General features: G+C 47.8%; 7 protein-coding genes and 1 pseudogene. 1 reads left to right on the top strand and 7 read right to left on the bottom strand.

Annotation, left to right across the window (positions count from 1 at the left end):
* The first annotated feature begins 13 nt into the window (after nt 1-13).
* Nucleotides 14-2341: a TIM-barrel domain-containing protein gene (locus ACKGJP_RS06825; protein WP_409344918.1), complete on the top strand. Its 2328-nt coding sequence runs from the start codon at nt 14-16 to the stop codon at nt 2339-2341.
* 257 nt (nt 2342-2598) lie between these two features.
* Here ACKGJP_RS06825 and ACKGJP_RS06820 read toward each other — a convergent pair whose 3' ends face one another.
* The 7 genes and pseudogenes from ACKGJP_RS06820 to ACKGJP_RS06790 form a co-directional block, all read right to left on the bottom strand.
* Nucleotides 2599-8502 carry an Ig-like domain-containing protein gene (locus tag ACKGJP_RS06820; protein ID WP_409344917.1) on the bottom strand — a complete coding sequence of 1968 codons (5904 nt, stop codon included), beginning with the start codon at nt 8500-8502 and terminating at the stop codon, nt 2599-2601.
* Between the two features lie 92 nt (nt 8503-8594).
* Nucleotides 8595-10520, bottom strand: coding sequence for a hypothetical protein (locus tag ACKGJP_RS06815; RefSeq protein ID WP_409344916.1), 1926 nt, complete (start codon nt 10518-10520; stop codon nt 8595-8597).
* Between the two features lie 236 nt (nt 10521-10756).
* Entirely contained in the window at nt 10757-11560 is an 804-nt protein-coding gene (locus ACKGJP_RS06810; RefSeq protein ID WP_409344915.1) for a carbohydrate ABC transporter permease, read from the bottom strand.
* Nucleotides 11561-11659: 99 nt separating this feature from the next.
* Nucleotides 11660-12670: an ABC transporter permease gene (locus ACKGJP_RS06805; protein ID WP_409344914.1), complete on the bottom strand. Its 1011-nt coding sequence runs from the start codon at nt 12668-12670 to the stop codon at nt 11660-11662.
* Nucleotides 12671-12751: 81 nt separating this feature from the next.
* Nucleotides 12752-14482 carry a histidine kinase gene (locus ACKGJP_RS06800; RefSeq protein ID WP_409344913.1) on the bottom strand — a complete coding sequence of 577 codons (1731 nt, stop codon included), beginning with the start codon at nt 14480-14482 and terminating at the stop codon, nt 12752-12754.
* The gene (locus tag ACKGJP_RS06795) at nt 14479-16086 is read right to left on the bottom strand and encodes a response regulator (RefSeq protein WP_409344912.1); all 1608 of its coding nucleotides are present in this window, start codon (nt 16084-16086) and stop codon (nt 14479-14481) included. The genes ACKGJP_RS06800 and ACKGJP_RS06795 overlap by 4 nt, the downstream gene beginning before the upstream one ends.
* Before the next feature lie 200 nt (nt 16087-16286).
* Nucleotides 16287-16879 (bottom strand): annotated as a pseudogene (locus ACKGJP_RS06790) (metal ABC transporter permease); the annotation flags it as partial.
* Nucleotides 16880-16885 lie beyond the last annotated feature (6 nt).

The following is a 16885-nucleotide window of genomic DNA, read 5'->3' as shown; positions in this document are numbered from 1 at the left end:
AAGAGGTGTAAGCGTGGATAATAAATTTCTGAACATTACATTGCAAGGCGGCGGGCATATGCGCATTCAAGTTGTTGCGCCGGATACGTTCCGCATCCGCTTAAGTGCGGCCGACGATTTCCGCGAACCCGCGCTGATCCGTTACGGCATATTGGATAGCGGGCAAAGGGATGCCGTTTGTACGGTTAACGACCGGGAGGATGTGCTGGACATCCGTACGGAACGAGCGCAGCTTCGAGTGGAGAAAAGCAGCGGCCGCATCGAACTTATGAATGCACGAGGCGAAATGCTGACACGCCATGCGATACCGGCGTGGTCCGATCCGCAGCGGGGGTTCGGCGCGGAATTTCTGCTGGCCGAACAGGAGCGGGTGTACGGTTTGGGCGACGAAACGCGTGAACGAATTCAAAAACGCGGTCATCGGGCGAACATGTGGGTGGCGAATGTGAAAGCTTATGCTCCGATTCCGTTTCTTATGAGCAGCAAAGGATGGGGGCTCCTTATTAACACGACATGGCGACACGCCGTAGATGTCGGCAGCGCGGTGAATGATCGGCTGCGATTTTGGGGCGGCCGCGGCGAACTGGACTATTTCTTGTTCGCGGGGGAAACGCTTGCCGATCTGCTTCAAAGCTACACGTCCGTCGCCGGCAAGCCGCAGGTTCTCCCGATCTGGGCATACGGCCTTACTTTCGTGTGCAATGAACAGGCCAATGCGAGAGAGATGATCGACGATGCGCTGAACTTTCGCCGTGAAGGCATCCCTTGCGACTTGATCGGACTGGAACCGGGCTGGATGGAAAAACATTACGATTATTCGGTGAATAAGAACTGGCATCCGGAGAGGTTTGCGATTCCGCAGTGGATGCCGGACGGCGGACCTGCCACTTTCTTCGGCGCATTGGAACGACTCGGCTTTAAAATGAGTTTGTGGCTATGCGCCGACTACGACATGAGTTTGCATGAAGAGCAGCTAATCCGGGAGAAAGAAAATGTCGATGGCGGCTTGAGCGGGGAGGGAGACGGCTTCCAAGGAGCGCATCCGGACGATTATGAACAAGATACGAAGCTACAGCACCCCATCTATATGGATAGGGTCACGAAGCGCGACGAGGCGTGGTACACGCATTTAAGCAAGTTTGTGAGGCAGGGCGTTTCCGCGTTCAAGCTGGACGGCGCCCAGCAAGTTCTCGACCACCCCGACCGGCTTTGGGGCAATGGAATGATCGACGAAGAAATGCACAATCTGTATCCGATTTTGCTCGCTAAGCAGATGCATCACGGCTTTAAGGAGCAGACGGGACGCAGACCGATGATTTATACGGCAGGCGGATTTGCAGGCATCCAGCAATATGCGGCCACTTGGGCAGGGGACACCGGCGGAGGGCCGAAGCCGCTCGTATCGCTGCTGAATCACGGGTTGTCCGGACATGCCAATACAAGCTGCGATATGGAGGTGTTTACTCCGGCCGGTCTCCACTTCGGGTTTTTGCAGCCATGGTCGCAGGTGAATAGCTGGGCCTACTGGCGCCATCCGTGGTTGCTGGATAAGAAGATGCTGGCTATGTTCAAGATGTACGCGAAGTTGCGGTATCGCCTTCTGCCGTACATTTATTCCGCAGCGCATGTTGCCGCTCGTACGGGAATGCCGATTGTCCGTGCTATGCCGCTCGCGTATCCGAACGATCCGAAGTCTGACGACCTGCTCGAACAGTATATGTTCGGCGATTCCTTCCTCGTCGCCGCTTTTACGGACCAAGTCTATTTGCCGGAAGGCGAGTGGATCGATTATTGGACGAAGGAGCGGTACACGGGCCCGCAAACCGTCGCCTGCAACATTCCCGCTTATGCGGGAGGTGCTTTGTTCGTTCGCGCCGGAGCGATCATCCCCGAATGGCCCGAAATGGACTACGTTGGAGAGAAGTCCGTTGAACGTATAGGGGTGCATGTTTACCCGCATGGCGACAGCAACTTTACGCTGTATGAGGACGACGGGACGACTTTTCTGTATGAGGAGGGGAACGTTGCCGAGACGCGTATCGAATGCCGACAACAACAGAATGCCGTCGTCCTGCGAATAAGTCCGCGAACCGGAATGTACGAGGGAATGCCGGCGAAACGCAGCTACGACATCCTGATCCATTCGGATAGGAAGCCCGTCAGCGTGGAAATCAACGGGGCGAAGCTGCCGGAACGAGCGGAGAAGAGTAATCAGGACGATGCCTCTTGCGGCGTCGAGGGAGAAGGCTGGGGTTACGATCAAAACATGCGTACAGTTCGGCTGATTGCCGAGGAAGATGAACGGAAGAAAGACGTTGTAGAAATCGTAGTTCTTTCTTGAAGTAATAAGCAGCGGCAGCAGACCGATGCGGCGATGACCGTATCGGTTTTGTCCATAATCAAAGAAAGCCAACCCGAGTATCGAGGTTGGCTTTTACTTTGTCTTCTAAATCTTCTTAGCTTCCTGCGTTCCAAAGCTGCTGCAAGGCGATAGCGCTGGCCAGAGAGCATCGAGGTAGTTTTGGCGAAACCCGCCATCATCACGGCCGGACCGGTATAAAGACTCGCTGGCATTCCAGAGGCAGTTGTTCGACTACGTTATTGCGACGTCTGGAATACAACCGTTGCATCCGAGCCCGTGTTCTGTACGATTTCCTTATAGGTTCCGAGATAAGACGTGCTAAACGTGTAGTTGCCCGGCAGCAGTTCCTTGTTTGCCGTTCCTCCAGCCGTCGTCCCGAAGTCTTTCCATCCGGCGGCATAATACTTCACGATTCCGCCGTCGAGCGGATTCCCCAAGCTGTCCTTCAACTGGACTGCCGTGTTGACGGTCTGGAACACTACCGTCGCATCCGAGCCCGTGTTCTGCACGATTTCCTTGTAGGTCCCGAGATAAGACGTGCTAAACGTGTAGTTGCCTGGCAGCAACTCCTTGCTTGCCGTTCCTTCAGCCGTCGTCCCGAATTCTTTCCATCCGGAGGCATAATACTTCACGATTCCGCCGTCGAGTGGATTCTCCAAGCTGTCCTTCAACTGGACTGTCGTGTTGACGGTCTGGAACACTACTGTCGCATCCGAGCTCGTGTTCTGCACGATTTCCTTATAGGTTCCGAGATAAGACGTGCTAAACGTATAGTTGCCCGGCAACAGTTCCTTGCTTGCCGTTCCTTCGGCCGTCGTCCCGAATTCTTTCCATCCGGCGGCATAATACTTCACGATTCCGCCGTCGAGCGGATTCCCTAAGCTGTCCTTAAGCTGGACTGTCGTGTTGACGGTCTGGAACACCACCGTCGCATTAACACCTGTATTCTGTGTGATTTCCTTATAAGTTCCTAAGTAAGATACGCTGAACGTGTACGTTTTATCGGGCAAACTCATACTTATGAAGCCGGCAGCATCGGTTACCCCGACATTTTTCCATCCGCCATCATAATACTTGACCGTTCCTCCGCTCAACGGATTGCCATTACTGTCAACCAATTTAACCATGACGGCATCCGGGTCCTGCACTTGCACCGTGCTGACAGCCGTTTTCAATCCCTCCAGCGTCGTTGCCGTGATGGTTGCCGTCCCGATGCCGTTCGCCTTAATCGTCACAGTAGTCGTACCGTCTACGGCATGATACACCGTATTGGTTACCGATACGATCGAGCTGTCGCTTGAGGCAAATGTCACTGTCTTGTTTATGGCATTGTTAGGACTCACGGTAGCTGTAATCGTAGTAGAATCACCGATATTCAACACTTCGGACGTTTTATCGAGCGTTACTCCCGTTACAGGAATAATCCCATCATCAAAATCAGGATCGTCTTGAGGTATTTCCACTCCGTTCTCTTCAATGAATCGGAACGCATCAAAATAGAAGCCGTTATTTACAAACTCTATTTTGGCTGTATGCTTACCTGCAGTAAGGTTAACCTTTCCTAACGTATAACGTGTAAGCGCAAACCAATCTTGTGCATACGGAATCGGCGCCGCAAGCACCTCAACATCGTCAATATACACCTTCACGCCCGGTTGAGGAGAACCAGCCGGCCATGCGTGCGATGCCTTAATGTCCAAATCATACAGACCATCCTGAGCGATTTCTAGCTCGTATTTCAGCCACTCGCCCGCGAAATCTTCGTGTACGACATATCCGTTGCCCAGAGGAAGACTTGCAATAAGCGGAACGCCGTCAGGTCTGTAGGTGTTATTAAAAGGCTTCTCGACGATCTTATAGTAGCCGACATTTTGGCCGCCTTCCATAAAATCCTCTGCTTCCATCCACGTATTTCCACTGTATTTGCTTTTGAAGGCTTGCTTGGGGACGGTTTTCGTTACGCTTCTCATCCAGGAAGGATACTCCGCTTTAGCAAGCAGGTTTTGGTATGGCGCTTCCACGCCGGCATTTTGCATGATGGCTACCGCTTCCCCAGGCCATTCGCCATTGCTGATTACGTGGGTGTTCGTGAGCTTATTTGTAGGCGATCGAAGCACGATATTCTTTGCTACTTCTACATAGTTGTTATCCGCAACTAAATCATGTGTATTATTCAGACCTACAAACCACATCGTTGGCGTATCTTGAAACACATTGCTTTGTATGTTGAAATATCCGCTGCCCGAGTCAGTATACACACCGCCGAATGGCATGGCGCCCGGCCCACTTTTCTTGAAGTAGTTATTGGAAATCACGCTTCCCGGATTGGACCCCAATGTGTACAGATGCGCGCCATCTTTCAAGGAATGCACGGCATCCTCAAAATAGTTATACGACACATTGATGTTCCCGGCTGTCCTCGAATCATAAGCGCCCCAGCCCCAACCAACGCTTACGCCGGTGTATGGCATTTCCATAATACTGTTGTGCGTAATACTAATGCCATATTCATAATAGTCACTGATCCCTACCGTGCCGCGATATTCGTTTGCTGCGCGCCGGATGACATTATTTTTAATCGTCACGTTTTTAACCGTTTCCATTCCCGGCTTCACATTTTGATGTTCCCATGTTCCAATGATGATGCCGCTTCCGCTGACATCTCTGATGACATTGCCTTCAATTTTAGAGTTATTTACCGCATCTACCATACTGATTGCCGCAGAGCCGAGGTTGGAAAAGCTGCTGTTCAAAATTTTTATATTCGTTGCCTTATTCACAGCAAACTGCGCAGGCATCATCAAGTTTGATAACAAGGACGATTTGTCGTTAATATTCTGAATAGCATCAGCCTGAACTTGAATTAGCCCTGTGGTACTTACTTCATTCCAGGCACCATAGCGAATATCAAGATTATCAAAGACAAGATTGGAAACTTTATTGGCGGCACTGCTGCCTTCAATTCGGAACATGAACTCCAAGTCGCCTACAAAAATGTCACTGCCATTCAAATTCTGCTCCGTGTAAGGATAGTAATAAATATACTTTTCATCCTTGGAGTAGTAAAACTCACCCGGCTCATCTAAAAGTTCCTTTGCATTTTCAATGTAGAAATGTTTTCCGCGAGAAACGGTAGTAACATGCGTACCAGGTGTATTTTTGCCCGACCAATAAGGCTGCTTCATGATAAAATGGACCTGATCGCCTTCCACTGCCATATCCTCGACAAGCGTTCGCTGCGATGCCCATTCCAGATCCCAAACCAGCTCAATATCGTTCGCATGGGTTACATTTTTGGGAAAGTTGATGGCAGATGTCGTAAATCCATCGTTTTCATTTGCGCTGCCTGCCACTTTATAATCCTCGTTGTACGTATAGGTGTATTTACTTCTTGCACGCACCGCCGGAAACCCGTCTATATATAAATTTCTTACCGTTTCCTCTTGATCGAGGCTAGCTCTCCAGATGGAACCATCTACCTGCTCCCAATCCGTTACCTTCTTACCTCCGCTAATGAGCGGCGGTGAATCTTTAGTTACACCGCGATACACGATGTTAAAACCGTTTTTGCCGCTATGCGTCTCGTCGAACCGTTCCGTTTCACTAAGCTGATAATAACCAGGCATGATGTTAACGACAATATCGCCTGTCATCGCATTGCTTAATGCAGCTGCTTCCTGCTTGGCGCGTGATAAGGTTTTAAAAGGACTGCTCTGCTCGCCCGCATTTGTATCATTCCCGTTATCACTGACATACAAGTTCATGTATACAGGGTTCTCAGCAGGCTCAAAGCTTACCGATTCGAAGGAATAGCCGCCAATCACGTTGGTTATGCGAATGGTATTTTTACCCTTCCTCAGCAGCGTCGTTGCGGCAAGTCTCGGCGCTGTAGTCAGATAATCCCCTGTTGGCTCAAGAAATCCGCTATAACTATTGGTACCGTTTACAAGTACAGTGACTTCTTTCGTTCCTTCGGCATTTGGCATACCTACTGTCATGAACAATTTGTAATTTCCATCCGTTGGCACCATCACGTCGTACTCCACCCACTGGCCGGTCTGGAAGCTAAGATATTGGGCTTCTTGTGCGATTCCGCCGCTGGAATCCGAGTACTGATTTGCCGGGGCGGTAGTTGTCACTTCATTGGAAAGATTGATGAGTTCAACAGGCTCAAAACTTACCGTTTCAAAGTAATAGCCGCCAATCACGTTGGTTATGCGAATGGTGTTTCTTCCTGCTTTGAGTTGCATGGTTGCCGCAAGTCTTGTCATTGTAGAAAAGTAATCCCCCGTTGGCTCAAGCGTACCCTCATAATGATCGGCATCATTCACCAGTACGGTTACTTTTCTTGCGGAACCTGGCATCCCTGCTTTCATGAGCAGATTGTACGTTCCGTCCGCCGGCGCTATGACGTCATACTCCACCCACTGGCCGCCCTGAAAGCTAAGATATTGGGCTTCTTGGACGATTCCGCCGCTGGAATCGGAGTAATGATTTGCCGGAGCGGTGGTTATGGCTTCATTGGAAAGGGGAATCGTCTTGTCTGCAACAAAGCTGACCGATTCGAGATAATAGCCGCCAACCACGTTGGTAATCCGAATGGTATTGATCCCCGCATTCAGTTCCATCGTTACCGCAAATCTCGTCATTGTAGAAAAGTAATCTCCGGTTGACTGAAGGTGCCCGCTATATGAAGTGGTACCGTTTACAAGTACAGCAACCTCTTTGTCACCTGGCATCCCTACTTTCATGAGCAAATTGTACTTCCCGGCTGTCGGAGCTACGACATCATATTCCACCCACTGATTGGTCCGAAAGCTAAGATATTGGGCTTCTTGTACGATTCCTCCGCTGGAACGCGCGTACTTATATCCTGCAACGGTGGTTTTGGCATTGGTGGAAAGGTTGATTAGCTCAACAGGCTCAAAGCTTACGGATTCAAAATAATAGCCGCCAATCACATTCGTCATGCGAATGGTATTGATTCCTTTCTTCAGCAACGTCGTTGCGACAAGTCTCGACGCTGTAGTCTGATACCCCCCTGTTGGCTCAAGAAATCCGCTATAACTATTGGTACCGTTTACAAGTACAGTGACTTCTTTGGTTCCTTCGGCATTTGGCACACCTGCTGTCATGAACAATTTGTAAGCTCCATCTGCTGGCGCCATCACGTCGTACTCCACCCATTGGCCGGTCTGGAAGTTAAGATATTGGGCTTCTTGTGAGATTCCACCACTGGAACGCGTGTACTTATATCCCGCAACAGTCGTTTTGGTAACATTCGAAAGGGTGATGCTATCAACAGGCTCAAAGCCTACCGATTCGAAGTAAAAGGCGCTGCCCATGTTGGCAATACGGACGGTATTCCGCCCCGCTTTGAGTTGCAAGGTTGCCACCACTCGATCCGCTGCAGGCACGTAAGTTCCATTTGGCTCAAGCATAATATTCTCGAAACGATCGGTATCGTTCACCTGTACCGTTACTTTTCTTGCAGGACCTGACGGGAACCCTGCTTTCATCCTCAAATTGTACGTGCCGGCTGCTGGCGCTATGACGTCATACTCGACCCATTGGCCGCCCTGAAAGCTAAGATATTGGGCTTCTTGTACGATGGTGCCGCTGGCATCCGAGTAGCGGTAGGCCGGGGCGGTAGTTGTGGCTTCATTGGAAAGGGTGATCGGCTTGTCGGCGGCAAAGCTGACCGATTCGAGATAATAGCCGCCAACCACGTTGGTAATACGAACGGTATTGTTCCCCGCATTCAGTGCCATCGTCACCGCAAATCTTGTTTGGGTAGGCGTATAATTTCCGGTTGCCTGAAGGTATACGTTACTCGAAACGGTACCGTTTACAAGCACAGTAACCTCCTTGTCGCTCGGCATCCCTACGGTCATGAACAAATTGTAATTCCCGGCTGTCGGCGCTACGACGTCATATTCCACCCACTGATTGGTCCGAAAGCTAAGATATTGAGCTTCTTGTACAATTCCGCCGCTGGAACGCGCATAATTATATCCCGCAACGGTTGTTTTGGTTTTGTTTGAAAGGCTTACAGGCTCTCCTGCGGCAAAAGCAAGGCCTGGACTTATACAGGAAAGCAGCAAGGCAATCATCAAAAAAGCGGCAACCATTTTTTTCATTTCTACTATGCCTCCGCCCATTTCGTATTGTACTCGGGTTAAGAAAATCAACAGGAAAGATCAATACGATCTTTCCTGAGAACCATTATCCACTACTTGGCAGCACGCTTCTCTAGCAAAGGCAAGGCAACTTTCGTCTGCTCCTCCAGCATTTTATCGATATCTACGACTTTCCGTGCATTGTCTAGCGCCGCATCCCATTTCTTATTGAACTCTTCTTCATTTTTGGCTGTCAGCGTAACCTTGAACGGATCATCCCAGGATGCGCGCGACGACCAAAACTTCTTCACTTCCGGAATGTTGGCATATTCAGCCGACCATATCTGGATATTAGGAACGGAGACGAAGCCTTTGGTCCACTCGCTGCTTGAAGAAATTCTCATCGCTCTTGACAATGTTTGATAACTGATTTTGTTATTCAGGTACGCCGGAGAATAATCGCTTGCCGAGTTCCCCCAATGCACAATGCCTGTCCAGAAACCTGTCGTGCCGCCGGAGTAAGGCTTATTGTTGAAATTCAGGCCTTTCGCGTCCCGCCAATCCATCGCCTTCAAATCCCCATCGACCAAAAGCTTTTGCATGTTCTCATCTTTGAACGTCCGTGTGCCATCGGCGTTCTTCGTATATAACGCCGCTTCCTTGGTCCCCCAGAACCTGATCTCTTCCCATTCCTTGGTGAACTGCGTGTTGATCCAATTCAGCACCTGCGGGACTTCATCTTCCTTCAACGTTTTCAATAACGATAACGTTTCATTGAACGTAGGCGGTCCTTCCTTAAACGCCGGAAATTCCGGAAGCTGTGGAACCTGCGTAAAGAAAGGAACATAATGATAGGTTTTCCCGGATTTCTCCAACTCTTGGTTCACCTTATCAATCCCGCCTACCCAGGCCGGGACAATAATCGCATATTGACCGGTCATGACCTTCTCTTTAAACTTTTCCGAGTTATGCACCAGTGACTCCGGATCAATGACCTTATCGTTAATCATCTGGTTATTGATGCTCCCTGCTTGCTTGATGACAGGGTTCTCATAACCGAATTCCATCTTCTTCTTCGGGATATTCATAAACCCCGAATAGTAATACTCGCCTTTATACCCTAACATTTCCGCTCCGAGCACAGACAGAGCCAACCAGTTATCGCCGCCGTCGTATCCGAAGGAATAGACCGGCTTGTTCCCTTCTTTAAGCCCCATATCCCGGATGTCATACATCAGCTTCTTGTACTCTGCCGTTGATTTGATCGGCAAGATCATCTTGTCTCCGATCGGCGCATTATTCGCTTTGATCAGACTCATAATTTCCGAATAATCCTTTGCCGTTGGTACAAGCTTTTTCAGAATATCATCTCTGATGGCCATGCCACTGCTTCCGTTGCCCGACCAAGTCAAGCGCTCTTTCGGCGACGAGAATGAATCCACAAATTTATCGCTTAATGTCGCATCTATCTCTTTATCCACTGTCAGATTGAAAGGAACACCATATATTTTGCCGTCTATCTTGATCGAATCCCAAATATATTTCGGAACCGACTTCCATACGTCGGGAGCGTATTTCTGGAGCATCTCCGGCGTCAGCTCCCAGTTCAAATTGCCTTCATGCAGCTTGGCATGATGAGCCGGTCCTTGTTTGGACTGGGTGAGCACGAGGTTCGGCAAATTGCCGCCGGCCACAAGCGCCGTCAGCTTCGGTTCCCACTGCTGCCCGCCATTTCCGTAAAACTCTTTGATTTTCACCTTTGTTTTTGCGGCAAGCCAGTCGCCGGGAATATCCTCCTTCGGTTTCTCGACCGCCTGCACATCCGTCCCTTGCGTATTCCAGATGGTAAGCTGAAGCTCCTTCGTAGGCGTATACCCCGCAGGCGCAGATGCTTGTGGGCTTGTTGATGAACCTGATGGTGACGGCGACCCCTCCTTTTTGCTTCCATCTGACGTACAGCCTGCAAACAGACTGCCCATCATGGCGACAGCAAGAAACAGACCAACCGGTTTGGCAAAGCTTCGTTTCATAGAACCCATTGAACCCCTTCCCCTTTCCATTTCCTTTATTGAGGGCGTGTCTGAACACTCACTCGGGGTCATCTTTCACCGCCTTTTCGCCCCCTGCTTCGTTCCGTTTGCTCGACGTACCCCCGGTACGCCTTCACAAACGCGCCTTGCATGGAACGAAAATTCGGCAAAATCTGTTCCCCTCGGAGCATTCAGACACGCCCTGAAATATGATAAACACCTTGAGGTGTTATATCCAGCGCAACCTACTCTTTAACGGCGCCAATCATGATACCTTGGATAAAATATTTCTGCAGAAAGGGATAGAGCAAGACGATAGGAAGCGTTGCCACAATAAGGGTGGCAGCCTTCACGGATTCTGCGGTAACCTTAAAGGACTGCGCGCCGCCTCCGGACATTGCACTTGCCTTTGCCATTTCATTCACAAGCTCCGCTTCCTTGACCACCTTGTACATAATAAATTGCAGCGTGTAGAGATTTTTTTTCGTTATAAAATAAAGCGAGGTCGTCCAGTCATTCCAGTGCGCCACAGCCAGCCATAACGTCACCGTCGCCATAACCGGCATTGAAAGCGGAATCATAATTTTAAACATAATCTGCATTTCATTGGCGCCATCGATTAACGCTGACTCTTCCAGGCTTTTCGGTATCGACTGAAAATAGGTGCGAACGATGATCATATAGTAAAAAACAAAAGCCATCGGAATCACATAAACAAGAAAATTATTCATCAAATACAAATACCGGTACAACATATACGTTGGGATCAACCCTCCAGAAATGAAGGTCGGGATAATCAGAAAGTTAATCAGGAAATTCCTGCCAGGAAGATCTTTTTTCGTCAAGGCATAAGCCGCGCCTGTTATTAACAGAATCCCTAAAGCTGTTCCCGAGACGACTCGGAGAAAAGAAATCATCAAGGAATCAAGAAAACCCGCATTCGTAAAAACCGTACGATAATTTTCCCAGGTGAATACTCTTGGAAATAACGTAATACCGCCGAATATCGTGTCCTCCCCATCATTCAAAGAAACGGCAAGCTGGTTCAAATAGGGATAGATCGTAATCACACTTAAGAAGATCATGAACATGATATTATAAACATTGAACATTCGAACGCCTACGCTCTGTCTCACGATCCTGCTCCTTTACCAAATACTAACACTGCTTACTTTCCTGGATACCCGGTTCACGATATAGACAATAAGGAAAGAGACGATGCCTTGCGCCAAGCCAAAAGCTGTAGCCAACGAATAATTCCCTTGCTGCACACCCAGTTTGTAAACCAACGTATTGACAACCTGCGTTTGCTCTACGGTGTAAAGATTTTGGAATCCGAAAACCTGTTCAAAATTCGCCGTAACGAGGCCGCCGGAATTGAGAATAAAAATAATCATCGCCGTTGGCATTATTCCAGGTAACGTGATATGAACAATCTGCTTCCATCTGCTGGCTCCATCCACTACGGCCGCCTCGTAAAGCTGAGAATCGATTCCGGCAATAGCTGCAAGGAAGATGACAGACGACCAGCCAACATTTTTCCAGAGATGCGATCCGAAGAGAATACCTGCAAAGTTGTCGGGGTCCATGAGAATATTCGTCCGTTCCGTTCCCTCTCCGAAGAGGTAAACCTTCAAATCATTAAAGGGACCGCTCATTTCGAAAAAGCTGTAGAACAGGGCAACTACCGAAATCCAGGACAAAAAATAAGGCAAATAACTGATCGTTTGCACGACCCTTTTGAAATATTTCCCTCTCAGCTCGTTAAACATTAACGCGAGTATAATCGGCAGGGGAAAACCGAGAACGAGAATAAGCGAGCTGTACCAAAGCGTATTGCCAATCGCTTTCAAAAACATCGGATCCGTGAAAATCGTCACAAAATGCTCCAACCCGACGAATGGACTTCCCCAAAAACCCTTGAAAATGTTAAAATCCTGGAACGACATGATAATCCCGATCATGGGCAGGTAGCAAAAAATAACTGTCCAGATAAATGCCCCCGAAATGAGCAGGTATAAAAACCTGTACCGAATAATTTTGTCGATAACGATAAGTAGGTCTCCCTTCTCTTTGTTGTACTTGCTTGTGTACTTGTATCTTGCGGCACACTCTGATTGTATGGAATTGCCGGAACCGTTTCCAGACAACAATCTCATGAAAACTATCACTATTTGCTTGAAAACTGAAAAAACCACTGCAACGTAGTTGCAGTGGCGCATCATGGCAGGTTAGGTTCGTCACAACGAAGCCGTCCCGCTCTTCTTGCGATCCGTCAATTCTTGTTCATTCAGAGCCGCTATTGGAACCAAAACCTTCGTCCCTTCGCCAATTCCGCTCTGAATCTGGATGATATAACTATTGCCATAATAAGCTTGCAGCCGTCTCCTTACATTCCTCATTCCGTACCCGCCAAAGCTTGCCGATGCCGAATACGTATCGTTCATCAAATTCACAATCGTTTCCTGCTCCATTCCTCGCCCATTATCGCTAACCTCGAATACAATATCCGTTTGCTTCCAATATCCCTTAATCGTAATTCTTGCGTCCTCTTCCTTCCCGTTGAGTCCATGCAGGATGGCATTTTCTACAATCGGTTGAAGCAAATGCTTAAACGTATAATACTCGGCTATTCCTTCCTCAAGCTCAACCTCCAGACGATAATCGCAAGAATGCGAATGAACGTTAATCTTCACATATTCCTTGATCATTTCCAGCTCGGCGCTTATTTGAATGATTTGATTCCCTTTATTTAAAGCCGTCCTGTAATATTTGGTTAAGGCATTGACGATATCAATCGTTTTCTGATCTTTGTTCCAGGATGCCGTCCATTTAATGACAGACAAAGAATTATAGAGAAGATGCGGGTTGATTCGCGATTGCAGCAGCTCGATTTCCAGTGCATTGTTATGCTGGTAGATCTCATTCATTCTGCTTATGAGGGTTTTAAATTTCTGTTTGATGATCGCAACCTCGTCATCCCCTTCGATCTCGATCAAATCTTCATTCAGCAGGAGGTTGTCCTTCTGCTTGATCTGGGTAATAAAGCTTTGCAAACTTTGCGTAATTTTCCGGGAGGTGAAATGGGAAGCAAGCAGCATAAGCGCTACATACACGAAAAAAAACACCGATAATAGCAACAGGGTCGTCAAGGTTAGCTTATATATTTCTTTTCTGGGGAGAGCTACGGTTAAGGTATGCCCGTTTTTTAATGTTTCGCTTTGCATCACAAAATGTTCAGGTGTAATGTCATGGACGTTGTTTACCATTACCTTGGAATAGTTGGTAAATTGCAAGACATCCCCTTGATCGTTCACTAAAAATATCAATGCTTTCTCCTGAAACCCGCTATTGTTTATGATGGCTTCCAATACCGTATAGGGGATATTCACTTCCAGAATACCAACAGAAATATTAAAGTCTACTATGTTACGATAAAAGGTGACATACCTTTGCGAGTTTTTCAGCGTCAGCTGTTGCTCCCACAAAATTTCTGTGGCTGGTGCGCTCGCGGCTTTGACGAGCCATTCATTCGTGCTTGTTCCTTCCGTAACATGGACAAACTTGCCTTCATATAACGACTGGTTGGAAGTATGAATGATGTACGGACTCTTGATATGACTGCTAAAGGGCTCACTGATCATCGCGTTTATATTGTCCATGAAATAGATCATCTGCTCCAGATCATCGCCGTAATCTTTTTGAAGATGAGTAATCAGATACTGATTGGTAATAATCGAGCTGCTTTTATCAATATACTTGCCCAGTGTTTCATTGATGAAGTTGCTGCTTTCATTGATACGCTCTCTCACATGATCTGTATATTTTTTCGTAATATCTTGATACGTATTTATACAAATGATGACGGCAATCAGCACAAAGGGAAGCATGGTGAATACAATCAGATTTTTGAAAATTCTGCTTTTCAGCGTGGAAGTCGGTAAAAACGATCGAATCAGCTTTGTTATCATAAGTGCCGATCCCTGAACTGCTTAGGTGATAATCCGGTATATTCTTTAAATACAGATGCAAAATAAGAGTTCGTTTTATACCCCGACTTCTCGGCAATCTCATAAATTTTCATCTCGGGATTCAACAGCATCCCTTTAGCAGCTTCCATTCTTCGCATAATCAAATAATCGAAGATCGTTTGCCCGGTTTGACTTTTGAAGATGAAGTTGGCATGGCTTGCGCTAATATAGAGTGAGCTGACGATTTGACTCACATTGTCGATCTCCGTGTATCCTTTATCGATAATCGCTTTAATTTCCTCCACTACCTTCTGGTAGCGTCCATTTGCCGCTTTGTTGAGAAATGTTCTGACGGTGTTAATCATGCTAAACAACCAACCTTTGATATCCATCATGGTTTCAAACCGTTGCAGCTTATTCCAGACATCCAGATCATACCCGAAAACGCTCTCATAGCTTTCATTTCGCTCGATCAAAATCGTTTGTACCACATTGATAATCGAAAATGCCAGGCTTTTTACATACGTCTCGGGATATAACACCGCTGTGTTATAATAATCATCCAGAAACGCAGCAACTCCCTCTTCCTCTCCACTTTCAACAAGCCGTTCCATACTCCGTTTGATTTCCAGTATATTGTATTGAAACCCGGTATCGGGCTCCTTTACTTCTGATGCCATAATAATGCGGTTGCCACTGCCAAAAAACTTTGATTTTACCGCATATTCTGCCGTTTGGAATAAGTCAGGCAGCATCTTCAGGCTGCTGGAAAACTCTGTGATGCCGATCGTGATATGCAAGCCTTTTTGATTAACCGCTTCTTTGCATCTGTTGGCTGAATCGATTATGGTAGTAAGCATTTCCTCACGGTTTGCATCCTGCATCATAAGAATGATCGCCAGACTGTTATGCTGTTGATTGGTCACGTAGCCCTGAATGTCCTGTAGAACCGTTTCTTCCACACACTTCTGTATACTGTAAATCATCATTTGTCTGTCTTCTATGGAAAGTTCCGTATATAAAACATCAAAATTATCAAGTTGCAAAAAGAGCACCGCAACATATTTATTCGCAAAATCCATACCCAGATATTTCATACGATCCCTTATATCCTGTTCATCCTCTAATTTGCCATATAACAGATCCCGGATTAATTGATCCTGAAGAAGGGGCATGCTTTCTTGAAGCTGTTGTCTCAGCCTTTGTTCGTTTTGCTCCTTCTCGGCTTCCATCAGCTTTATATGTTTTACCTTTTCAATGGTTTGGGTTAACTCCTGCAAATCGATCGGCTTTAAAATATAGCCATAAACCTCCAGATCAATCGCGCCTTTTAAATATTCATAGTCGTCGAAACAGCTCATAAAAATAAACTTTGTTTCCGGCAGCTCAGCTTTAATCTTCTGCGTCATCTTAATTCCATCCAGAACAGGCATCGAGACATCCGTCAGGACAAAATCAGGCTTTCTCTCAACAGCTTGTCTGTAGCCATCCAACCCGTTAACAGCAAGCCCAACCACTTCGATTTGGAGAGAAGACCAGTCAATCAAACCAAGTATACCCATTCGATCTGATGGATTATCATCAACAATAAGAATGGTAATCATATGCGTATCCCCCTCATATAATGATAGCGCTTTCATTTATAGAACAGTATTCCGTGCCTTGCTCAAGCGCCATCGCAATCCAGGTTCGCTGCTATTGTACTATAGCACATCCGGAGCAAGGAAATGAATGTCTTTGCACGAAAAAGCGCCTCCGCAATCAGCCGACCGCTGACTGTGAAGGCGCTATTCGGCGTCGCCGCCTAAATTGCCGCCGCTTCTGCAAGCGCGCTGCGGCGCTGGCGTCTTTTCTTCCAGACGACGCCTTGGGTCGGCGAGAACAAGAAGGCTAGCACGAACAGCGCGCCGGCTACCGAAATCATGCAGCCTGCGATCGAAGCGTCCAGCAGCACGGCGGCATAATAGCCGGCCGTCGAGCAAATAACGCCGATGACCATGCTGTACGCGATCATCTGCCGAGCTTATCCGTAAGCAGGTAAGCCGTCGCAGCAGGGACGACCAGCACGCCGACGCTTTCGAACGATGCGACGGTCGTTATCGAAACGAGCCCCATCAGCAGGTAATGGAACAGGAGGACCGGTATGCCGAGAGCCGCAGCGAGCGCCGGGTCGAACGCACACAGCTTGAACTGCTTATAAAACAACCCGACGATGCACACGACCAGCAGAAGGGTAAGGCCCAGCGCCCATACGGCCTTCGGCCCTACATTGACGCCGCCGATCTCCATCGTATCCCAGCCGACATAGGCGATTTCCCCGTACAGCACGCAGTCGAGGTCAAGATCAACCTGCCTGGCAAACAAGCTGATCAGCAAAATGCCGACGGCAAACAACGACGGCAC

The organism is Paenibacillus litoralis (assembly GCF_046244365.1).
Lineage (GTDB): Bacteria > Bacillota > Bacilli > Paenibacillales > NBRC-103111 > Paenibacillus_V.
Note: the sequence above shows the minus strand (reverse complement) of the source record. Positions and strands in the feature narration are given on the sequence as shown.